Here is a 20888-nt window from a genome sequence, read left to right as displayed (position 1 = left end):
CTTTTTTACGTCCCGTTCATCCGCAGTTTCCTCGATTCTTGAATTCGTTTTTGGATATCCTCCAGCTTGCGCCGGTATTGCGGCCGATCCGGTTTGAACTTCACGAGCAGCCGGTATGCAAATAACTTCAAATAAACCCATACATCCGTTTCAGCCTTCCTGTCATCGTGGAAAAATCCTTTTTTCATCCAAAGCCCCCCTGGAAAAAAGTTATTTTACCCGCGCCACAACCCTTGCTATGGAAGAGTCGGCCCGGATATACAGCGGCATTGCGATAATTTCAAACGACTCGATTCCTTCCAGCGCATCCAAATTCGCCACATTTTCGATCAGCAAAATGTCATGCTCAAACAAATACTTATGTATTTCAAACGGAAATGTATCCGGCGACGGGGTATCCATCCCGACCAGCTTCACTTTTTTACGCACGAACAACTCGGCCAGCTCCAGGGTCAGCACCGGATAATCGGAAAAATAATCGCTTTGCCCGTATCGTTCGCCATGACCCGTATGGAGCAGCACGATACGGTTTTCTTGGATTTGTTCTTCATACGCCGCTTGATATCCGATTTCCCGCTCGCCGCGAACGTCCAGCACGCAGCCCTCACCGATGAATTTGTCGGGATCGTAATCGCAAAGAAAGACCCGCCGGTCGGTCAAATGCATCGGGCCGTCGATATGGGTTCCCGCGTGCATGTTGATGTTCAGCCGATGGTTGTTGTAATGATCCTGCTGCAGCGTTTTGTGCCGCTTTAGCTCGGTTGCCGTGTCTCCGGGGTATGCGGGCAGCCCGTTCTGGATCAGATGAGAAAGCTCGATATATTTCATTGAGGTTGTTCTCCTTCAAGTGCCGTTACAATTCGAATTTTTCTTTGATCATCCGAGCGACGGTTTCCGGGTCGAGTTTGGCATTGTTGATCCTCAAATAATGGGGGTGCGTGATTTCGCCTTCCAAAGAGTTCAGTCGATAATTCTCCATCGTTTCCAACAGGTCCCGCTCGGAGAATTCCAGATCGCGTTTGGTCGGTTTGTGGGCCAGTCGGTGAGGGCTTTTATTGCGGGCAAGCCGCTCGTTTACATCCGCTTCCAGTTCGACATAATAAACCGTACCGCCCCGCTCTTCGAAAATACCTCTGATATGCTTGATGTAATCCCAATCGCTTTGCAAATCAAACGCCCATACAAACGTAAAAATCAGCCCGGCCAAATCGCTTTTTGCCACTTCCTCAAATATTTCCTGCCGGAACAGGCTGACCAGACGTTTCCCGGGAGCCGACCCGTAGCTGAAAAAGTTGGAGACGAGGTCGATCGTCATATGGTTATGAAACAGCTTTAAATCCGTTATTTTGGCGAGCTCCTGCCCGACCGTCATTTTCCCGACCGCCTGCGGCCCGAATATAATGACCAGCTTCATGCGCGTGCACCTCTTTTCTTTTATAACGTGCCGTTAACCGTCCAAATGCCTGATAACAAGATGATCCACAGCGCCAGCCTGCGAACCATTGGTCATTTAGTCTTTCTGATCGCTTTGATGCCATGTGTCCTCTTTTTTAGCGTCTGAAAAATATGTATTACAACAAACTTTTGGTGCGGTACCCATAGGAATAGATTTGGCGGTAGCCCAGCTTTTCGTACAACCTGTGGGCGGGCGGATGATGCTGAAGAACCTGAAGGTAGCTTTGCGTCGCGCCGTTATCTTTTGCCCATTTCAAAATGTTCCGGATCAGCTGCTCGCCGTATCCCCGGTTCCGGTGCTGCTCGGAAGTGACAATGTCAAACAAACCGACCATCCGGTCCTCGATAACGCCAATGCCGCAGGCAACGGGAAAGGCCCCTTCGTACAGCGCAAAACACCCGGTTTGAAGCAAAAAGCCGGAAAACATTTTTGAAGTTACGTTCAGTTGATGCTCCGACAACTTGGAATTCAGTTTCGATAAGATCTCCAGCCATGCGGGAGTCGGCGATGCGAACACTTCAACGTCCGTGAGAAGCGGTTTTGCCGATGCGTCCAGATCCTCCAAAAGCATGTTGCAGGACGGGTCGACAAGCGTATACCCTCTGTCTTCCAGCGTCTGATCCAATAAAGGAGGACCAAACGGCGTGACCTTAAATACGGTAGGCAGCCCCGCCTTGGCGTACAACTCCTCGCATTTGGCGATTTTCCGTTCCAGATGGTCTTCATCACGGCTGTAGATCGCGTTAACGGAATTGGAACGTTTCGTGTACCCCTCGGCAAAACGGAGCAGCCATCCGTCATAAACGATCGTCCGCAATGCGGGCCATGCATTCAAGGCATATTCTTCGATACTCAGATGCAAGATGCGCCCAACCCCCTCCAAATGTAGATTGGTAGCATCATACAACAGGTTTGCGGGCCTGCTCAAGCATTATTTTGGTTCATGCTTCTCCACCCAGTTCCCGTCTCGGAACAATGGTTCCAGACTCCCGTCTTCAAGCTCGGCATCGATGCTTAGTTCGGACGATCCAATCATGAAATCCTCGTGAAATTGGCTGACGTTTGCGCCGCTCCGTAGTACAAATTCGGATTTTCTCCATCCAATAAGAGGACGGCGCCGCCCGACTCGGCAAGCTGCTCCATGGAGGACGCAATCCACTTTGGATAATAATCAAAGGAAGACTCCTCCGCTTCATCAAAGCGGAGCCGTGCCGTGACTTCGTCCTGCCATACCACCTGCACGTATTTAGCCCCTGCCTGGTAAGCCTGCTTGACGACAAGGCGCGCGAAGTCGATCGTTTCGATCGGCGATTCGATGTAAAGGACCTGCCCGGCCCGCAGGTTCACGCCTACTTTCACGAGCAGTTTAGCGTAATCTTCCAATTTTTGTTCGATTGTTTTCAGATTCATCCCTCTTTCATAATGATCATGTTATTGAAAAAAACGGATATGCTTGATTTGTGTCATGATCCTGTCGTATTTCTTTCGCAGGCTTCCGCGCTGATCAGGCACCAACTGAATGTTGACAGCCTTGGCAATGGTTTCCGCCACTTCGGATATCGTCATGTCGTCCGTATGCAGTTGCCGTTCGAATTCGGGAAGAGACAGCCCTGCGATACAACGGTCAATTTGCTGCGCAGCCCAAGATCGTTCATTTTCGCCCCGGCTTCGCAATCTCTTCAGCAGCGTCTCCTTGGCGGCGCAAAGCGCAAAATGATGAACGACGACCCCATCCCGCCTCAATCTGCCGACAATGTCGTCGAAATACGCCGGGTTGACGATCGTCATCGGAATGATTAGCGTTCCGTCATATTCTTCGTAAATGTACTTAATCACGCTGTAATTCGTTTCGCGCCATGCCTTGTGATCCTGAAAATCGCCTTTGGCCATGGATACAGGAACGTTTTTGCGTATAAAATAACCCGCATTCTCCGGATCATAAATGTATGAATTCGGAATCCGCCGGTGCAGTTCATGCGATGTTTGTGTTTTTCCCGCGCCGAATGCGCCGTTTACCCAAATGATCAAACTTGTTCACCTCACTAAAAACGGGCTGCCATCAAGATTTTAAGAGCCCTGATTTCCCGACTTCATCCTAAATATAACTTCAACGACTCCCCTTCGATCACGATGGCGGTCAGCCCCTGCTCCGTTCTCGTTTCATGCCATTCTCCCGCTTCCCAAAAAGCGGCGCTGCCGGCCTGAATGGGCAGTTCCTCGTTTTCTTTTCCCTTGACGAAACCTTCTCCCCCCACAACCAAAAACAGCTGCGGCACCGTCGCTTGATGATACCCCACGACGCCGCCGGGTCCAAGATGCATGCATCCCGTCTGCAATTCGCCCGAACCGCTTAAAATGCGGGTCATGACGAGATTTTGGCTGCCATAGGCTTCAATGATTCTACCCTTTTCGCTGCCGAAGTCAACGATTTTCAACGTCTTCCTCTCCCTTTGCTCCGCCAAATGAATATGCTGTACGCTTCACGTCCGCCACCATGGTAATCGACGTATCCACGACGCCAACGTCTATAAAACCGAAACGCCGATAAAGCTTGACCGCCGCCTCGTTGTTGGGATCAACGCTGAGCGATACCCGGGAAATCCCTTGCTTCCGGAGTTCATCGAATAAGGCCTTCATGAGCGCCGTCCCGATGCCCTTCCCCCGATAAGATTGCGAAATCGCCATGCCGAGCTCCGGCACGTCCGGACCGATGTAACCATATCCCCGGTTGCTTTCGTCAAATAAACGCGCCGTGATCGTACCCATCGGCTGTCCGTCATCCGTGACGGCAATCCATCCGATGTCGCCCGGACGACCCCAATGCTCCGCGTATTTGGCGATCGCCGGGTCCTGCAGAATCTCTCTGCCAAAAGGTTTTCCGCCTTCCGGCACATACAGCGATTCATACAGCATGTCCCACAGAAACGGGATGTCCTGATCCGAAATCGGCCTGATGGCATAATTCAGCGTTTGTCCTTCTTGCCGGACGACTCCTCCCGACAGCTCCTTCCGCATGATCCTCACGTTTTCCTTATGGCACTCCATCGTCGTTTCGGATAAAAATCCATGCTCAAGCTTAAGCTGCTCCAGCGCCTCCTCGTCGCCGTCAAGAACCGCCTCCTTCAGCCGCATCAAATGATCCAGCGCGACGCGGACCCGCCGGTCCATCTCGGCGCGATCATCGGCATAACGGCCATGGCCGGGAATGAGCAGGCGAACCGGATGATCCCGCAAAATTTGCTTGGCTTTATTGATTGTCTCCTCGTACGCCTTTGCGCTGTGATAAATGAAAGGAAGCTCGAAATCGGACAAATAATCGCCGGCGATCATGACCCCCTCCGCGTCGATCACGGCGAACAAGCCGTCTTCCGTATGGCCCGGAGCCAGGTAAAAGGTCAACGTCGTCGAACCGATCGTCACCTGCTGACCGTCTTCGCCGATGACGATGTCGAGTTCCGGAAAAGCGACCGGATAATCGCGGGTCACGTAATACATGGCATCAAAATCCCGGATCAGCCCCAGCTTCCGCTCTTTGTGCGGGTGATGCGCAAGACCGGCGCTCCCGATGGTTTTTGCCCCCGGGAAAGCCTTGTATCCGATAATATGGTCGTAGTCCCCATGGGTGAACAACAAATAACAGGGCTTGTCTCCTTGAACCGCGGCTACATGCTCCTTGATCTCCCGAATCTCGCCGGGAAGCCAGTTCGGGTCCACCACGAGAACGAAATCGTCCAGATGAACGACGGTGGATGTCGTCTGAAACAACGCGCTTTGAAATATCGTGATCCTGCCGTTCGAATATTGAATCATGCGGGCACCGTCCTCTTTTCGCTTTAAAGCTTTTTGATCAAATATAAAATCAGATCGTCATCGACCATGACGCTTTCGCCCGGCTTCACTTTTTCGTTTCGATAGGTCAGGCCCTGCCCGTCCAGCACGTATCCGCGTGTCGTATACATTCTTTGGGCGTTTCCATAGTCCTCGTACATGCCGACGCCAAGGCCGATATGGGAATATTGCTCTGCGGCGATGCGCTCGAACTCGTCAAACATTCGGCTGGCGATGCCCTTGCGACGGAATTCCGGAAATACGTTAAGATCGTTGATTTCGGGAATATTGCGCTCCATGAAATACGGATACTTCGATTGGCGGAGCAGATGGCAGCAGCCTGCGAGCTCCTCCCCGCAAAAAGCCATCAGGGTAATTCGCGTTCCTTCCCGGTTTTCCCGCAAGCACCTGTCATAATAGTCCCCCGGCTTATACCATCCAAAATGACGGGAAAACGCCTCGTCCAGCATCCCGGCCTCCGCCGGCTCGGACAATCTTTTTAATGTAATGATGTCAGTCATTTTCGATCACCTCATATTGGCCTTAAGCATGACGATTCCTGCAGCTTCTTATTTTTCTAAAATAACGAGCGAATACGCTCCGGCTGACTCGCCCGTGCCCATCGGTTTTTGGCTATGCACCTTCCAGCCTTCGGACAGCAGCTGGTTCAGCTCGTCAAGGTTATTCCGTTTTTCCGTCCAAAAGTAGACAATAAATGCTTTTTGCATGCCGCTTCACTCCTTCTCCATCATTTATATGCTGTAAGCCACCGCCTTAATCACTTCCATATGCCGACAAAAATCCCTTTAAATTTGCATCATGAAAGATATCGTCCGAAGGAATCGGGGATCGGTCAATCTCTTTCGAGCGCCCGCCATGCTAAAAAGGCCGAAGGCTGCGCACCAAACGATGCCGCAAGCCTTCAGCCTTTTTAACATGATGATATGGATAAAATGACAGCGGGTCTCAAAACATGAATTACTTCAGTCCGCGAAACATCGCGTCAAGCAATTGGTGCGTGTCGTCGCAGCTGTATTCCCAGAACATGATGCCTGCCAGGCCGTTGTCTTTGACGTAACCGCATTTATGCCCGATCGATTCCTCGTCGTCGTAGGAAATAAGACTGGAACCGTTGAACAGGTACGGCGCGCACGCTTCCTCGTCCCAATGGCGGGTGTAGCCGTTTTTGTTGATATACTCCCTGGAAAGCGTTGCGAAATCCGGCCCATACCCGCCGGTTGTTCCGGCCATTTGATGGAGCCCGTTGTTGCGGTCCGGCACTTGGTGCCAGACGCGGGAATAAAATGCCGCCCCGATGACGATTTTCTCCTTCGGCACGCCCGCGCGCATAAACAGCTTGACGGAGGCGTCCGTGCTGATCCGGAACAAGTCGCCCGTCGGCGTGTACAGGTTCGTGTGGTGACCGGTCAGCACCTGGAATCCGCCGCGCATGTCATAAGTCATCAGCTGAACGAAATCGAGATATTTCTGCACTTCGTCCATCTCGGTGCCGTCCACGTAATATTGGTCCGCGCCCGCCGCGATGGTCAGCAGGTAATGGCGTCCGTCTTCCGCGCCCTTGCGGTCCAGCGCCTCGCGGATCGTTTTGAGCAGCAGCGTGAAATTCGTTTTGTCGTCCGGGCTGGACGCGATTTCGGCTTCGCCGTAGCAAGGATATTCCCAATCCAGGTCGATCCCGTCAAACGGATATTCCGTAACGGCCTGCACCGCGGATTCGGCCATGCTTTGTCTGCCGGCTTCGGTCGAAGCCGCTTCGGAGAATCCTCCGGCGCTCCAGCCGCCGACGGACAACACGATGTTCAAATGCGGATGCTCGTCTTTCATTTTCCGCAGAACGGCCGTATTTTTCAGATGAGCCGTCGAAATCCGGTCGTTTACGACATGGCCGAAAGCCACGTTGAGGTGGGTCAATTTCATGAGGTCTTCCCGCGTCATGTCAGGAAGCTTGGCGTCGACGGCATAACCCGCGACGATATATTTTTTTTCGGTCATTTGATTTCACTCCGATTCGTAATTTACTGCCATACGCCGGTCAACACCTGCAGCGCTTCCTTGCCGGTGCCGATTTTATAACCTGAAGCCGTATAGCGAATTTGATCCTGGGCGTCCAGCACGAACAGATGCGGGTAGCCTGCATCCCTAGCCGGGGACTGGGCGATGAAATCCGGCAGCGCCGCATAGGAAGAATCCCGCACGAATACGGTGCCGGACGGCAGATTCGGATAAGCGGACGGATCAAAGGAAGCGGTCCATTCGGCGTCGCCGATGATGAGCACGATCGGTGCGCCGAGCTTCGCATACGCTTCGGCCAGCTCGCCGATTTCGCGGAACAAATGCTTCGTCGGCTCCCGCTCCGGCTCGATCCAGGCGACGAGGGCGCCGGATGCGCCGATCAGCTCGCCAAGCGTTGCGCGGGTTCCGTCCAGCTTCGCGAACGCGCTGGTGCGGTCGATCTTCCCGAGCACCGGGATGTCATGCTTCGCTTGGCGATACGTCAGGACGACGTCCGTTTGTTCGCCGGCTTCGACCTTGAAATAGGTAAAGCGCGCCTGAACCGTTCCATCCTTCAAACGCACGCCCGACGTCAAACGGTAAGAGCCCGGCTCCACCTCGAACGGCTCGTCGTACACGTCTTTTTTGCCGTAAGGATAAACAAGCGTCTTATAAACGCCGTTCTCCAGGCGGGCGAACGTGAAGTTCTCGTAATACGAGGCTTCCGCCGTTTCCGGCGCCGCCTCCGGGTCGCGTTGCAGACGCAGCGAGCCCCATGCCTTCGCTTCCGCTTTTTCTTGGGAAGTACGCGATGCAAACGGCGCGTCTTTCCAGCCCCCGTCCCCCATATACTGCGGCTTTTGCTCGCTCGGATGCAATCGGGCCGGAATGCCGAGGCTACGGCACACGGCGACAAACAGAATGCCCAGCGATATTTCGTCCCCGTGCATGAGTTTGTAAGTACCTACCGGGTTGCCTTTGCCCTTCAGATTTTGAAGGTCCTCCCATAATCCGTAGCCGTTCTCCAGCTTGCGAACCAGCACGGAAGGGTAGGCTTTGATCGCGGCTTCATCCGCGGCAAACGCTTCTTGGAAAAAGCGCTTGTACGGCACGATCATTTCGTGCAGCACGCGCGGACAAAGCACATGCGAAACGAATGTCTCTTCGTCAAGCTCCCCGCGCCGCGCCAATGCGCCGATAAGATGATCATCCAGCGCCGGACGGAACGTATCCACCAGATCCTTTTCGTTCAGGCTTTCCAGCAGTCGCAGCGGCCACTCGCCGTATTCGCCCGAGCGCTCGCGGAGGAAAGCTGCGATTTCGCGGTCGTTCCCGCGCGCCTTGCGCAGCACGTCCCATACCCGCTCCGCCGGAAGTCCGAATTCCCCGGCCAACGCCGCCGCATCCGCTTCGGTCAGGAAGGTCGCTTCGTAACCGGTCCGGATTTTCGTTCCTTCTTCCAGTCGGCGGTTGTGCCTTTGGATTTGTTCTTCGGACAAAGCTTCCGCTTCGTCCCCTTCCCGCTCAGGCGGCGGAACCATATCCAGATCATGCGTTCCGGAAGGCTGCTCTGTCTGATCCAAAACAAGTTCAATCCGGTCGCTTTCGGCCACCGTGATTTTTTGCTCGCCCCAAACGCCGTCATGTACCGCACGGATCAACAAGTCGCCGTAGCCGGTCTTGAACGAAGCTTCTCCAAGTTCATTCGCAGGAATCGTAGCGATCGGATAAAACTCGGCCATATTGTACAGCTCGAAATGTACCTGCGCCCCGCTCACCGGACTTCCTTGCCGATCCTTGACGGCAACCGTCATCGTCCGCGTCGGCGCATAGTTTTCCAGCAGGTTGATTTCCGTAAACCACTCGTCGGCGAGCGTAATGTCCTCAGGACCCGGATAATCCGCATAAATCCGCGTGTTGATCAGCATCGCGCGCCGGGCAGGAGGACTGAACCAGCCCTGATTGAGCCGGGCTTCCGGCTCGCAAGCGCCGAAGTAATACCATTTTCCGTCGGCCCACGCTTCGACCCAGGCATGGTTGTCGTCGCAATGCGCCCAGCGCGGGGTGTACACTTGCCGGGCCGGAATGCCGATGCTGCGCAGCGCGGCGACGGCCAGCGTCGACTCCTCGCCGCAGCGGCCGCGGGCATTGCGGATCATCGTCAGCGGCGAAATCGTTCGCAGGTCGCTGCCGATGTAGGTGGCTTTTTCATGGCACCAGTAGTTCGTTTCCAGGATGGCGTCCGCCATCGACAAGGATTTCGTGCGTTCCGCCAAAGCTTCGTGCAGGATGCCGCGGGAATCTTCTATGTTTTCGGTATTGACCCGGTACGGAAGCACGAAATGCAGGAACAGGTGATCCGGCACGCGTTCGCCCCAAGGCATGGCCTTTCGGATCTCGAGCGTCCGGCGGACATGGCTCAAAAACAACGCCCCGTCGTAATCGGCCATGTCGTTCACCGGCATATAAGCGTACAAATATTTCAGCGCCCAAGTCTCCTCTTCCGTCAGTTCTTCCTGAAAAATGCCGAACAGCTCTTGTTCCCTTGCCTGCGCCATCCGGCGTTTCTCGCGAAACTTGCGCTCAATCAGATCTATCGCCGTTTGATTCAATGAAAAAGCAGCGGTCTGCATCGTCATTTCCGTTCCTCCTTCCACAGCTTTCCGTCCTGGCGAATGCAAAGCAATGCGGATCCGTCCGCCGAAGGGGCCGTCATCTGGAACAGGCTCCGCGTCGTTTCGACGGCCGGCTCGATGCTCCAAGCATCGCTGCCTTTCAGCGGCCCGATGTCCTTGGCGAATTCCCCGTTCGCCTCGAAATAATTGCGCTGGCGATAATACAGCTTGCGCAGCTCCCACTTGATGCGTTCGTCCTGCGGCAGCTCGAATGAATCCGGGCTGTCTGCGTCCCCAAACACGACATAACCCCACAACTCCGGATAATGCATGTTGATGATGCCCATCGGCGACCATACCCAGTTGTCTTCCGGATAAGGCTTGCCGGTCTCGGGGTTGATCACTTTTTCATATTTTCCGTCCCGAACCTCGGCCTGCCACTCGACGCGGGAGAAATTGACGCGCCAAAATTCTCCTTTGATCGGCGCACGGCCTGCGTGCGCGCATTCTTTCAGGATGTTCCACGGAATCGCCACCTCGACGCTCCATTTCCGGTTGTCCGCTTCGGGATTGTTCAGTTCCCCGTCGATATGCACGGCCGTTTTCAACCCGCGGATGTCCCAGCCGTTCACCGGAGGTCCGCCGTCGCGGTAAGGCTGTACGAGCATCAGATCCCATACGGTATTCAGCGCGTTGATCTCGAACTCGTAATACTGATGCGTATCCCCGTCCGGATCGATGAAAATTTCAAAGTCGTTGTCATAAAAGATGACCGACTCCCGTTCCGTGAGCGTCGCCCAAATCTGATCTTCGATCAGCTCCGCCCCGAAATACATATATTCGTCGTCCCAGAGCATTTTGACCCGGGTCTGCTTCGCCGGCTTCGGACGCAGGTCGCCTTCGATATCGACGAAGTCTTCCGTCCAGGCCGCGTTCTCCCAAAACGGCTTGTCCAGTTTCCCGTCCAGCTCGAGCGGCCCCGCCGCCCGCCGGCAAATGTAATGCTTCGGAGCATATTCGATCTTTGGTTCAGGCACTCCGCTTAAATTCATGTCGCTATACCTCCGGACAGTTATGGTTTGGTGTTGATCTTAACCTCATGCGGCCGATAGACGGAAATGATCCGTCCTTCGGCGTCCGCCGCGAACAGGACCGATCTTTCCTGCTCCAGCTCAAATGCGTAAGTCGCGCCGGTGTCTTTGTCTGCCACTTCCACGCTCGTGTCCAAGGCGTACTCCGACACGAAGACGTACAAACTTCCGTCTTTGAATGTCAGCTTGCGGCCGTAGATGCCGGGTACGTCGCCCCGCGTCCATTCGAATCCGCTGCCGCAGCCCGCTTCGGCAATGGCGTACCGGTACAGCTCCGCCATCGAATCCGTTCTGTCGTTCAATTCGATCGGCAGCGGGCACCAGATCAGGCGTCCGTTTCCTAGCGGGATATTCCGTACCGCGTCGCCTCCCGTGCTTCCGGGGGCGGCTTCAAGGGGACCTCCGCTCCGGGTTTCCTTGCTCACCTCGGCGATCCGGCGTTTGCCGTAAGAGACCGGAATCTCTTTTCCGTCCACATAGAGCAGCTCTTCGCGGCGAACGTTGCGAAGCTGCGCTTCCCCGAGCAGGTCGGCCAGCCGATCCGTTTTCCGCCAGTAAGCATCGATGCTGATCGGTCCCGTTACCAATAGGGTTGCTCCCGTCCGCTTCACGATGCCGAGCAGCCGCTCCCAAGCCGAATCGTCGATATTATGGGCGCTCGGCAGCAGGATCAGCTTCGCCGGGTCGTTTTCCAGCGGCCGCAAATCATATTCCGATACGCCGCGGAAAGGGATGTTCAGCTGATAGGACAACACGCGCGTCAGGCGCGTCGTTGCTTCGTACGCCAGCTTCCGGTTGGAAAAATCGTTCGAGTACGGGAAAATGACGGCGATTTCCTCAAGCTCACGTCCCTCGAACAGATCACGGATTTCGCCCATGAACTTGCCGAACGCATACGAAACATCCGTTTCGGGTTTTTCGGTGCCGTCCGCCCGGAGCGCGCCGATATGCGATTCGTTCGCATTATCCATGTAAAAGTTCGTGTTCCAAATCCAGTGGATCGCGCCGGCTCCTCCGGTCGCGAAGGCATAGGCGTATTTACGCTCAAGGATGCTGCGCAGCTCTTCCTCGCTTCGTTTGGCGCGTCCCTCCGGCGTTTCGACGTACATGATGCCCGTTTCCTGAATGACGTTCGGCTTGTCCGCCGTTTTCGCGAAAACGCCGTCCCAGACCAAGTCGTCGTTGAGCCACCACGAATGGACCGTCGTATAGTCTACCGCCTCTTGGTAGAAAAACGGCGAAGGACGCTGCGCGCCTAACGCTTCATCCTGTCCGACCGTTACAAGCTGATTCGGGTTCAGTTCCTTGATCTCGGCATAAAGCTGTTTGGCCCAGCGATTGTGCATGTCCATGGAGAACAGGCAGTAATCGAGCCAGCGCGTGCCCTTTTTCTCCAGGATCATGTCCTGCACGTCGAAGTTGATTTCCTGCGGCCCCGGAATCGCCGCCGCCGCAAAGCTCGGCAGCTGCTCCGGCGTCATGTTCCAGCGCTCCTGCAGAAGCTCGATCCGTCCGTGGCGTTCCTTCAGCCAGGCCGAGAAAGCCTCCCGCTCGAACCGGTCGCCGCAGGATCTCGGTCCCGACGCGAAAATCCGTTTCGGATCGAACATCGAAGGTTCGTTGATCAAATCCCAATCGACGTTGCTCGTTGCCCGGTGACGGTGCACGATGGAACGGATGAACCGCTTCTGCGCCTCCACGCTTTGCGGGTCGAGATAAGGATTGACGCCCTCCCATGTTTCCGGCGTAAAGGAGAAGAAGGTGAACGTCACCTGCAAATCATGTTTTTTGGCGGTAAGGATAAAGGCGTCGATCGCGCGAAGCACCTCTTCGGACGCATGCCCGTCCACCTGCATCACATTGCGGTAGGCGGTCCAAAGCCCCGTCCGGATCCAGTTGATCCCCGCCTTCGCCATCTGCGACATATCGCGGTCCCAGACGTCCGGGTTCGGCAGAAACAGAAACTTGCGGGCCACGTCGGACGCCATATACGTCATGCCGACGATCGGCAGCGGACGGCCGTCCTTCACGAAATAGTCCCTCCCGCAGGTTACCGGGCTTCCTTTTGCAAGCAGCTCCGGATCGTTCCCCCAGAAGCCGTGACGGAGCACGCGTGTCTCCCCGTCTTCGGAGGACGCCCGGCATACGACGCGGTAAAGCCCGCTTTGGATGACCAGCGGCACGGGAATGCGGACGAAATCAAGCGATTTCGTCACCTCGGCGGCAAACCGCTGCGCCCAATACTGGTCGCCTTCGTCCTGCTCCACGGTGATCTCAAACGTCCAGCGTTTGTTTGAAGCCTCCGCATCATCCCGCTTCGCGATCCGCTGCATTTGCACCATTAGCACGGCATGCTCTCCCGGCTCGTAGGACGCATAGTTGGTTGTGATGGAAAGCTCCGTTACCGGATTCGCACAGAAGCTGCTCCATTCCGCTAACGCATCGACGCCGCCTTGTTCCCAGAACGCCTTCGATAACGGCAGATTGACGAACAGCCATCTGGAACCCTTAAAGTCGCCGCGCGAATTCTCCCACAACACGACAGGGGCGGCAATTTCACGCCCTTCGCCGCTAATGCCTTTCAGAAGCGGATAGACCTGCGTGCTCATCGTCCCTGCCGAGCCCATTTCATGCGGAAAATCGCTGTTGCGGGTCGTATGCGGCACCAGATTCCACGTATCACGGATGTCAAAAAGTGCCTCGCGGCCAGCCAGCAGAGGAATCCGATCCGAAGCGGCGAGAGACTTGACGGGACCGGCGTTTACGCGCAGCGTCTCGTGAATGAACAGCTCGCGGTGGTAAGCGGTTTGCTCCGCTTCAGGCGTCCAGCCGCCCTCCTCGGGGCGAACCGGGATTTTGAACGGCGCGCCGCCGATGCTAATAAGCCCTCCGCCGCGCCGCAGGAAGGCGTGAATTTCCGGCCATGCCGTTTTCGGAAAATAAGGCGCATGCAGATTAACGAAGCAGCCGCCCCGGCTTTCGCGAAGAACTGCAGCCAAGTCCGCCGCGGCCGCGATGGTGCCGATCTGCCGCAATGCTTCAACGGCCGAATCGTCAAGCCCGGGGCTTCCCGGAAATGCCGCATCGTAAAAGATGATGACGTTCCGGCTCATAGAATCCCTTCTTTCATCGCTTGATACACGAGTTTGGAGAACAGGCTGTTCGACCATGCGAACCACTTTCTCGTGAAGTTGGCCGGATCATCCGCATGGAAGCCCTCATGCATAAAGCCCGTATCCGCATCGGTCGCCTCCAGCATATCGATCATCGCCAGCTTTTCTTCTTTTGTCGTGGCCGTAATGCCCTGCATCGAAAGGGCCATATGCCATACGAATCCGTCCGGCGTATGCGGGCTGCCGATGCCCTTAGCCGCTTTGCCTTCAAAATAGAACGGGTTGGCCTTCGACAACGCAAAACGTCTCGTGTTTTGGTACACCGGATCATCGGCGGGCACATACCCGAGATACGGAATGGAAAGGAGTCCCGGCGTGCCCGCGTCGTCCATCAGGCAGTAATTGCCGTATCCGTCCGTTTCGTACGCATAAATCGGCCCGAATTCCGGATGGCGGTAAATGCCGTACAATTGAATGCCGTGATCGATGTCCTGTTCGAGCTTTTTCAGCTCCTTCAGAAAATTGGTATCGCGGAACACCCACTCCGCAAATTCCTGCATCTGGCGCAGGGCGACGACGGCAAACATGTTGCCCGGAATGTTGTAATGGAAATCGCAGGCGTCATCGCTGGAACGGAAGCCGGACCAAACCATCCCCGTATAGTTGACCGGCATGCCCAAGCCGTCATTGGCGAGCGTGTCTTGGCGAATGCCGTTGTCTCTCATAAAGCGGTACGGGGAAAGCTCGAAATGCCGCTGCTCGGTCTTGAACAAGTCATAGATGAGCCGCATCGCCGATTTGAAGCCGGCATCGAAAATATCGGTAAGACCGGTTTCTTTCCAATAGGCGTAGGCAAGACGCATCGAGAAGCATAGCGAATCGATCTCGAACTTGCGCTCCCACACCCAAGCGGACATGTCGGTCTGATCCGCTTTATTCCAATGCCAATCATTAGCCGACTCATTAAACGCGTTCGCATAAGGATCGATCTGGATGTACCGGATGTGGCGCTTAATCAAGCCGGACAGGATGCGCTGCAGATCCTCGTCGTCTTTCGCCAACGGCACGTAATGCATGACCTGTTCGACCGAGTCGCGCAGCCACATGGCGGGAATGTCGCCGGTAATGACGAAAGTCGTGCCGTCGTCCATCAGCTTGGTCGTCGTCTCCAGCGTGTTCGGGAAGCAGTTTTTGAACAGCTTCAGCAGCTTCGGACGATGCGCCAGCTTCTCCTCCGCTTCTTTCAGGACGTCTTGCACGGCTTTGGGAAGCTCAAAGCTGGTCATTTGGATTTTCGGTAATCTGAATTGCTCCATCGGAATCTCCTTTGCAACGTATGATTTTGCCTGATAAAGATGGGGGCGGCTCCCGGTGTGCAACATCCCCTTTCCGATTGCCGCCTCCTCATCCTTAGTTATGCGTTACGACCGCTCCGGAGCCGCCGTACATCTCCACTTCTTCGTCGAATTCCAGTTTCAGCACGGTCACGTGCTCATGCGTATCTTCCGCCGTCAGAGGAATCCAGGTCGTGCCCGGAATGTTGAACCAAGGAACGCCCCCGTGAATTTCGTGGGTAAGCTCTTTCCCCGAATGCAGCACGGTGATCTTCTTTATCGGGTTGCACAATCCCTTCAGGCAGATGTTTTCCTTCGGATCGTCATAAACGAACAGGTACAGCGTCTTTTTGTCTTTGGACAACGTGCTGCCTCCAAGGTAATAACGCGTCATGATGCCTTCCTGCGTACCGTATACCGCCTCGGCATGCGTATGGATCCAGTCGCCCAGGCCAAGCAGGATCTCTTCCTGGCGTTCGTCGATCGTTCCGTCCTCGCGCGGTCCGATGTCCAGCAGCATGTTGCCGCCCATCGAGATGCAGTCGCAGAACATGCGGATGATCTGATTCAGCGATTTATAATGGTTGTCCGTCGGCACGTACCCCCACGAGGAGTTGATCGTCGTACAGAACTCCCACGGTCCTTCCGGTCTCGTGATCGGCAAGCCTTGCTCCGGCGTTTTATAATCTCCATGTCCTTGAAGCCTCGAGTTGATGATCAGATCGGGGTTGAAGGATTTCAGGTAATGCTTGAACTCCGGCAAATTCCACTGCTCGGCGCTCCGTTCCCAGTCACCGTCGAACCACAGCAGGTCGACCTTGCCGTAATTCGTCAAGACTTCTTTCAGCTGGTCGTTGTTGAATTGCAAAAACTTCTGCCATTTTTCCTCGTCCTGCACGCCGTCCAGCGGGCTCGAAAACCGGTTGACCGTGCTCAAATCCTCCGGCACTTTGCCGCCTTCGTACACGCTTGGATAATCCGGATGCGACCAGTCGATGAGCGAGTAATACATGCCCAGGCGAATCCCCCGCTTCGTGATCGCTTCGGCGTATTCCTTGATAATGTCACGCTTTGCGGGAGTTTTTTTCATGACGCTCAGATCGCTGTATTGCGTATCGAACAACGCTACGCCGTCATGGTGTTTCGTCGTCAGCACTGCGTATTTGGCGCCGGATTTTTCGATCAGGTCGGCCCATTTGTCCGCGTCGAATTTCGAAGCGGTGAAGCCGTCCAGCTGCTTCATGTATTGCTCGTAAGACATTCTGCCGTTATAAAAGGACCAGGATTCGGCCACGCCGTCCACCGCATAAATCCCGTAATGAATAAAAATGCCCAGCTTCGCGTCTTCAAACCATTGTTGCATATATGTTCAGCACCTTTCGGATCAAATGGTCGGCTCAATTCATGTTGAGTCCGATACATCATGCGAATATGTCAGTCTTGCGATAAGATTGCGTTATTGAATCCGGAACGCATGCGCGATCGGCGCTTTGGCCTCGCGCTCTTTCTCCGGAAGACGCACGGCGATGCCGTTTTCCGTCTTGCGGTACTCGAGCCCTTCCGGCCCGCCGATCAGGTCGATCCGGCCGAACTCCTTCTGCAGCGGCAGATGGATTTCTTCCGGAACGGTTTCGTTCTCATCCTTGTACAGGTAGAAGGCATAGATTTTGCCGTCTTTTTGCGTAAACTGCACGTTGCCCACCGAATACGGCTCGCAAACTCTCGTTCCGTAGATGCCTTCGCCATGAACCTTCAGCCAGGCTCCCATGCCCTGAATCCGGGAAATCGCCGTTCTGGAGATTCTTCCGTCCGGCTGCGGTCCGACGTTGAGCGCCAGGTTGCCGCCTTTGGCCACGATTTCGACGAGAAGATGGATCAGCTGGCGAACCGATTTGTAATTATCCTCGTATCGGAACGAGAACGCCGATCCCATCGTGATGCAGCTTTCCCACGGCACGTGAAGCGCGCGCTCAGGCAGCGTTTGCTCCGGCGTAATCAGGTTTTCGTAAGGTCCGCCGACCGTGCGGTCCGCCGACAGAAGCCATGGCTGAATTTTGCGCGCCTTTTCCACCACTTCGCCGAGGCGGATGTTCTGATCGCGATAGTCGTTAACCCAGCCAGCGTCCAGCCACAACACGTCGATCCGGCCGTAGTTCGTCATCAGCTCCATAATCTGTTCATGGGTGAACTGAACGAATTGCTCCCACAGCCAAGGGTATTCCTTCGGATCATAAGTCGGTCCGCGGGACGTCGTCGTTCCCGGCCGCATGCCCGGCGCCCAATAATACGGCGAATTCCAATCGGCTTTGGAGAAATAGGCGGAAATGCCGAGGCCTCTCGCCCGGAACGCGTTAAACAGCTGCTTCGTAATATCGGCATATTTATGCGTATGGAAAGGACAATCCGGCCCCGTAATACGATAATCGGTGGTATGGGTATCCCACATGCAAAATCCGTCATGGTGCTTGGTCGTAAAGTTCAAATATTTGAAGCCGTTGTCTGCCGCAAGATCCGCCCAAAGATCCGGCTGAAAACGAAGCGGGTTAAAGGTTTTATTGAGATCGACATATTGCCGCTTCAGTTCTTCGGCATCGATATCCCAGTCGATTTCGTTCCGGGACCATTCCTCGTCCACGTCGCTGAGCGCCCAGGATTCGACCAGGCCCAGCTGGGAATACGGCCCCCAGTGCATCATCAGCCCGAGCTTTTGGTCCTTGAACCATTCGAGCCTCTCCAGAAGCAGCGGATCCTCGGGTTTGACCCAGTTCTCCTCGCTGCTGTAATTGTGGACCCCTTGCACGACAACGGATTCTTCCTCTTCGATCAAACGTTCCTTTTCACTCATGCTAACCCTCCATGTCACGATTGTGGTTTGATTTCGCTGCAAAAACGGATTTAAACGCGGTTTCCAGCTTTTCACCAGAATTATGAAAACGCTATCTTTGAGAGATACTTCTTCGAAAGGATGCCGAATCCTCTATTCAAACGAAGGTAAATCTCTTTGTTGCCCCGCTTTTTCCAAATGGCCGATTTCGAAACTTTCCGCCCTTCTATGTCCAAACCGCCGATTTGTTGGTATCATTATGAGGTACCTAAAGATCATCAGCTCGCACGGGAGGCAGAATTGTTGAAACGAAACTACTTTAAATCCAAGCTGTTTTTGAAATATATCTGGTCCTATTTGTTCATCCTGCTGATTCCTCTGATTTGCATGACCATTTTCATTTATGAAAACGCAGTCACGAATCTCCGTTCCGAAATCGAGCAGTCCCGTCTAGCCCAATTGACGCAGGCGAAGGTCATCATCGACGGACGGATGAAGGAGCTCAGCGAAATCGCAACCCGTATCTCCTACGACAAACGTCTGGCGAGTTACCAGGTTCATGACCCGGTCTCCAGTTGGGAGTCGATTCAGGCGCTGGACCAATATAAGGCCACCAGCTCGATCATCGGTGAAATGTACCTGTATTTTCATCGGGACGATAAAATCTACTCCAGCAAAGGCTTGAACAATTTCGACGTGTTTGCGAAAAACATCAGCTTTAAAAACTGGAGCAAAGACACGCTATACCGGGATTTAAACGAGGCGACATATCCGATCATGCGCCCGGCCGACATCGTAACGAGCTCTTCCGGAATTCAGGAAACGATGCTCGCTTACCTGATTCCGATTACGCCCGGGAGCTCCACCCCTCACGGAACGGTCATGTATTTGATCAAGGAATCCGAGCTCAGCAGCCTGATCGACTCGATTCTCGGAAGCTACCAAGGCCAAACGTATATCCTCGATAACGAAGGACATATCATGGTCGACAACCGTCAAGGGGAAGCCTTGAGCGAAAAAGACGCAAAGACGCTGTTCGAAAATTTGTCGCCCGGCATCCAGGACCGGAACATCAACGGACAGGCGCATTCGATCGTTTCCGTCAAATCGGAAAACAACGGCTGGAGCTACGTGACGATCATGCCTAGCGCCCAGTTTTTCAGCAGCGTGCTGCATGTGCGAAGCTTTATCATCATGCTGTTTATCATCGTCGTGCTGGTCGGCGCCGCCATTGCCGTCGTGTTGGCCCGCATGCAGTACCAACCGATTTCGATGCTCGTCGAGTTTGCGGCCTCGAAATCGGGGGTCAAACGCCCCGAAGGATCTCCCGCCTCGGGCAACGAGCTGGACCGGATCCGAACGGCCTTGCAGGAATACAGCTCGCGCGTCGACCTGCAGGAGCCTTTTGCCCGGAACCATTTTCTGTCCATGCTGCTGAAGTACGGCAGCGCCCAAAGTTTGACGCCCGAGCTGCAGGAGGCGTTTGATCTCCGGTTCGACAAGTCCCATCATTTCGTGATGGTGATCGGCTGGGACAAAGACCAGATGACGGAAAACGAAAAACAAGAACGCCAGGATATGATCGAGCTGCTTTCCCAAATTGAAATTCCGGAGCTAAGCGCCCATGGATATGGCGTCGAGCTGTCCCAACTGAACCAGCTGGGCCTGATCATCAGCTTCAACCTTGACGGCAAGGACGAATTCTCCCGTCTCCGGCAGATCGTTGAAGCGGTGCGCTTCAACATCCTCGAATCGTTCGAAGCGATTCCGATGATCGGCGTCGGCACCTGCTATTCGAGCCCGGATCAGTTGAACCAATCGTTTATTGAGGCATGCTCGGCGTTTGAGCTTCGCGTTTCCAACGACTACGGCTCCGTCACTTATTTCGAAAAGTTGTCCAAAACGCAGGACCAGGAATTCTGGATCCCGAACAACACGCTGCTTAAGCTTTCGCAAAGCTTGAAGCAGGGAAGTTACGACGTCGCGGCCCAAATCGTCCATTCGGCGATGCAAAACCTGCATACGTCCGAGCATTCCGCGCTGCTGATCCGTTGCGTTTGCTTCGATCTGCTGAACAGCATTTTGAAAACCGCTTCCGAGCTCGGCAACAACGGCATGCTGCAGGAAATCGCGCCGAACATGATCTACGGCAATTCCCTGGACGAACTGGAACGCAGCTTTTTAAAGCTGTGCTCGCAGATCTGTGCGCAAGTCGAGCAGGATACGCGCAAGGAAGAGCAATCGATCATCGATCAAATCGTCGCTTATATCGACGAGCATTACACGGATAATACGCTCAGCCTGGAAACCGTCGCTTTCGAGTTCAGCATCTCCCCATCGCATGTCAGCCGCTCCTTCAAGGATAAAATGGGACTGAACTTCATCCAGTACATCTGGCAAAAAAGGATGGAAGAAGTGATGCACCAGCTGAAGACGACGGGCGATCCGTTAAAGGACATCATCCTTCGGGTCGGTTACCTGGACACGCCCAACTTTATCCGGAAATTCAAGAAGGAAACCGGTTATACGCCGGGCCAATACCGCAAAATGTTTTCGCCGGACGGCCAAGCCGGAAACGAATCCGATTTGGACGGCGAATAATGATGAAAGCCAA

General features: G+C 54.6%; 19 protein-coding genes. 1 reads left to right on the top strand and 18 read right to left on the bottom strand.

Annotated elements, in window-relative coordinates; translation table 11 throughout:
- Positions 1-5: 5 nt before the first annotated feature.
- The 18 genes from RJP21_RS23260 to RJP21_RS23180 all read right to left on the bottom strand — a co-directional run bounded on the left by RJP21_RS23260 (position 6) and on the right by RJP21_RS23180 (position 18295).
- Positions 6-188 carry a hypothetical protein gene (locus tag RJP21_RS23260; protein ID WP_310861432.1) on the bottom strand — a complete coding sequence of 61 codons (183 nt, stop codon included), beginning with the start codon at positions 186-188 and terminating at the stop codon, positions 6-8.
- A 22-nt stretch (positions 189-210) separates the two neighbouring features.
- The gene (locus RJP21_RS23255) at positions 211-828 is read right to left on the bottom strand and encodes a cyclase family protein (RefSeq protein WP_310861431.1); all 618 of its coding nucleotides are present in this window, start codon (positions 826-828) and stop codon (positions 211-213) included.
- Positions 829-853: 25 nt separating this feature from the next.
- On the bottom strand, positions 854-1414 hold the full coding sequence (locus RJP21_RS23250) for a DEAD/DEAH box helicase family protein (protein WP_310861430.1): 561 nt from the start codon (positions 1412-1414) through the stop codon (positions 854-856).
- Between the two features lie 157 nt (positions 1415-1571).
- Positions 1572-2318 carry a GNAT family N-acetyltransferase gene (locus RJP21_RS23245; protein WP_310861429.1) on the bottom strand — a complete coding sequence of 249 codons (747 nt, stop codon included), beginning with the start codon at positions 2316-2318 and terminating at the stop codon, positions 1572-1574.
- A 69-nt stretch (positions 2319-2387) separates the two neighbouring features.
- Complete coding sequence (locus tag RJP21_RS31340) at positions 2388-2492, bottom strand: hypothetical protein (RefSeq protein WP_397386265.1); 105 nt, start codon at positions 2490-2492, stop codon at positions 2388-2390.
- Entirely contained in the window at positions 2489-2866 is a 378-nt protein-coding gene (locus RJP21_RS23240; RefSeq protein ID WP_310861428.1) for an aminopeptidase, read from the bottom strand. Before RJP21_RS23240 ends, RJP21_RS31340 begins: the two co-directional genes overlap by 4 nt.
- A gap of 21 nt (positions 2867-2887) precedes the next feature.
- Complete coding sequence (locus RJP21_RS23235; RefSeq protein WP_310861427.1) at positions 2888-3484, bottom strand: AAA family ATPase; 597 nt, start codon at positions 3482-3484, stop codon at positions 2888-2890.
- A gap of 62 nt (positions 3485-3546) precedes the next feature.
- Complete coding sequence (locus RJP21_RS23230; protein ID WP_310861426.1) at positions 3547-3891, bottom strand: cupin domain-containing protein; 345 nt, start codon at positions 3889-3891, stop codon at positions 3547-3549.
- Positions 3878-5266, bottom strand: a complete 1389-nt coding sequence (locus tag RJP21_RS23225) for a GNAT family N-acetyltransferase (protein ID WP_310861425.1) — start codon at positions 5264-5266, stop codon at positions 3878-3880. Before RJP21_RS23225 ends, RJP21_RS23230 begins: the two co-directional genes overlap by 14 nt.
- 23 nt (positions 5267-5289) lie before the next feature.
- Positions 5290-5805 carry a GNAT family N-acetyltransferase gene (locus RJP21_RS23220; protein WP_310861424.1) on the bottom strand — a complete coding sequence of 172 codons (516 nt, stop codon included), beginning with the start codon at positions 5803-5805 and terminating at the stop codon, positions 5290-5292.
- Positions 5806-5853: 48 nt separating this feature from the next.
- Complete coding sequence (locus RJP21_RS23215) at positions 5854-6012, bottom strand: hypothetical protein (RefSeq protein WP_160042597.1); 159 nt, start codon at positions 6010-6012, stop codon at positions 5854-5856.
- A 250-nt stretch (positions 6013-6262) separates the two neighbouring features.
- Positions 6263-7297, bottom strand: a complete 1035-nt coding sequence (locus RJP21_RS23210) for a glycoside hydrolase family 18 protein (protein ID WP_160042599.1) — start codon at positions 7295-7297, stop codon at positions 6263-6265.
- 23 nt (positions 7298-7320) lie between these two features.
- Positions 7321-9936, bottom strand: coding sequence for a transglutaminase-like domain-containing protein (locus RJP21_RS23205; RefSeq protein WP_310861423.1), 2616 nt, complete (start codon positions 9934-9936; stop codon positions 7321-7323).
- Complete coding sequence (locus tag RJP21_RS23200) at positions 9933-10964, bottom strand: carbohydrate-binding family 9-like protein (RefSeq protein WP_310861422.1); 1032 nt, start codon at positions 10962-10964, stop codon at positions 9933-9935. Before RJP21_RS23200 ends, RJP21_RS23205 begins: the two co-directional genes overlap by 4 nt.
- 20 nt (positions 10965-10984) lie before the next feature.
- On the bottom strand, positions 10985-14116 hold the full coding sequence (locus tag RJP21_RS23195) for a beta-galactosidase (protein WP_310861421.1): 3132 nt from the start codon (positions 14114-14116) through the stop codon (positions 10985-10987).
- On the bottom strand, positions 14113-15432 hold the full coding sequence (locus RJP21_RS23190) for a glycoside hydrolase family 125 protein (RefSeq protein ID WP_310861420.1): 1320 nt from the start codon (positions 15430-15432) through the stop codon (positions 14113-14115). Before RJP21_RS23190 ends, RJP21_RS23195 begins: the two co-directional genes overlap by 4 nt.
- A gap of 94 nt (positions 15433-15526) precedes the next feature.
- On the bottom strand, positions 15527-16813 hold the full coding sequence (locus RJP21_RS23185) for an alpha-L-fucosidase (RefSeq protein WP_310861419.1): 1287 nt from the start codon (positions 16811-16813) through the stop codon (positions 15527-15529).
- 93 nt (positions 16814-16906) lie between these two features.
- Entirely contained in the window at positions 16907-18295 is a 1389-nt protein-coding gene (locus RJP21_RS23180) for an alpha-L-fucosidase (protein ID WP_310861418.1), read from the bottom strand.
- A gap of 282 nt (positions 18296-18577) precedes the next feature.
- Between RJP21_RS23180 and RJP21_RS23175 the strand changes: the two genes are divergently transcribed.
- Positions 18578-20875 carry a helix-turn-helix domain-containing protein gene (locus tag RJP21_RS23175; protein WP_310861417.1) on the top strand — a complete coding sequence of 766 codons (2298 nt, stop codon included), beginning with the start codon at positions 18578-18580 and terminating at the stop codon, positions 20873-20875.
- Positions 20876-20888: the final 13 nt, after the last annotated feature.

It is taken from the genome of Paenibacillus sp. VCA1 (assembly GCF_031583795.1).
GTDB lineage: Bacteria > Bacillota > Bacilli > Paenibacillales > Paenibacillaceae > Paenibacillus_AQ > Paenibacillus_AQ albilobatus.
The sequence above is the reverse complement of the archived record's forward strand: the minus strand, read 5'-3'. Positions and strand labels throughout refer to the sequence as shown.

Excerpts from the sequence above, each read along its gene's own strand:
- RJP21_RS23215 (WP_160042597.1), bottom strand. The coding sequence starts at position 6,012 with ATGCAAAAAGCATTTATTGTCTACTTTTGGACGGAAAAACGGAATAAC.
- RJP21_RS23240 (WP_310861428.1), bottom strand. The coding sequence starts at position 2,866 with ATGAATCTGAAAACAATCGAACAAAAATTGGAAGATTACGCTAAACTG.
- RJP21_RS23260 (WP_310861432.1), bottom strand. The coding sequence starts at position 188 with ATGAAAAAAGGATTTTTCCACGATGACAGGAAGGCTGAAACGGATGTA.
- RJP21_RS23250 (WP_310861430.1), bottom strand. The coding sequence starts at position 1,414 with ATGAAGCTGGTCATTATATTCGGGCCGCAGGCGGTCGGGAAAATGACG.
- RJP21_RS23190 (WP_310861420.1), bottom strand. The coding sequence starts at position 15,432 with ATGGAGCAATTCAGATTACCGAAAATCCAAATGACCAGCTTTGAGCTT.
- RJP21_RS23225 (WP_310861425.1), bottom strand. The coding sequence starts at position 5,266 with ATGATTCAATATTCGAACGGCAGGATCACGATATTTCAAAGCGCGTTG.
- RJP21_RS23210 (WP_160042599.1), bottom strand. The coding sequence starts at position 7,297 with ATGACCGAAAAAAAATATATCGTCGCGGGTTATGCCGTCGACGCCAAG.
- RJP21_RS23255 (WP_310861431.1), bottom strand. The coding sequence starts at position 828 with ATGAAATATATCGAGCTTTCTCATCTGATCCAGAACGGGCTGCCCGCA.
- RJP21_RS31340 (WP_397386265.1), bottom strand. The coding sequence starts at position 2,492 with ATGATTGGATCGTCCGAACTAAGCATCGATGCCGAGCTTGAAGACGGG.
- RJP21_RS23205 (WP_310861423.1), bottom strand. The coding sequence starts at position 9,936 with ATGACGATGCAGACCGCTGCTTTTTCATTGAATCAAACGGCGATAGAT.
- RJP21_RS23185 (WP_310861419.1), bottom strand. The coding sequence starts at position 16,813 with ATGCAACAATGGTTTGAAGACGCGAAGCTGGGCATTTTTATTCATTAC.
- RJP21_RS23200 (WP_310861422.1), bottom strand. The coding sequence starts at position 10,964 with ATGAATTTAAGCGGAGTGCCTGAACCAAAGATCGAATATGCTCCGAAG.
- RJP21_RS23195 (WP_310861421.1), bottom strand. The coding sequence starts at position 14,116 with ATGAGCCGGAACGTCATCATCTTTTACGATGCGGCATTTCCGGGAAGC.
- RJP21_RS23180 (WP_310861418.1), bottom strand. The coding sequence starts at position 18,295 with ATGAGTGAAAAGGAACGTTTGATCGAAGAGGAAGAATCCGTTGTCGTG.
- RJP21_RS23220 (WP_310861424.1), bottom strand. The coding sequence starts at position 5,805 with ATGACTGACATCATTACATTAAAAAGATTGTCCGAGCCGGCGGAGGCC.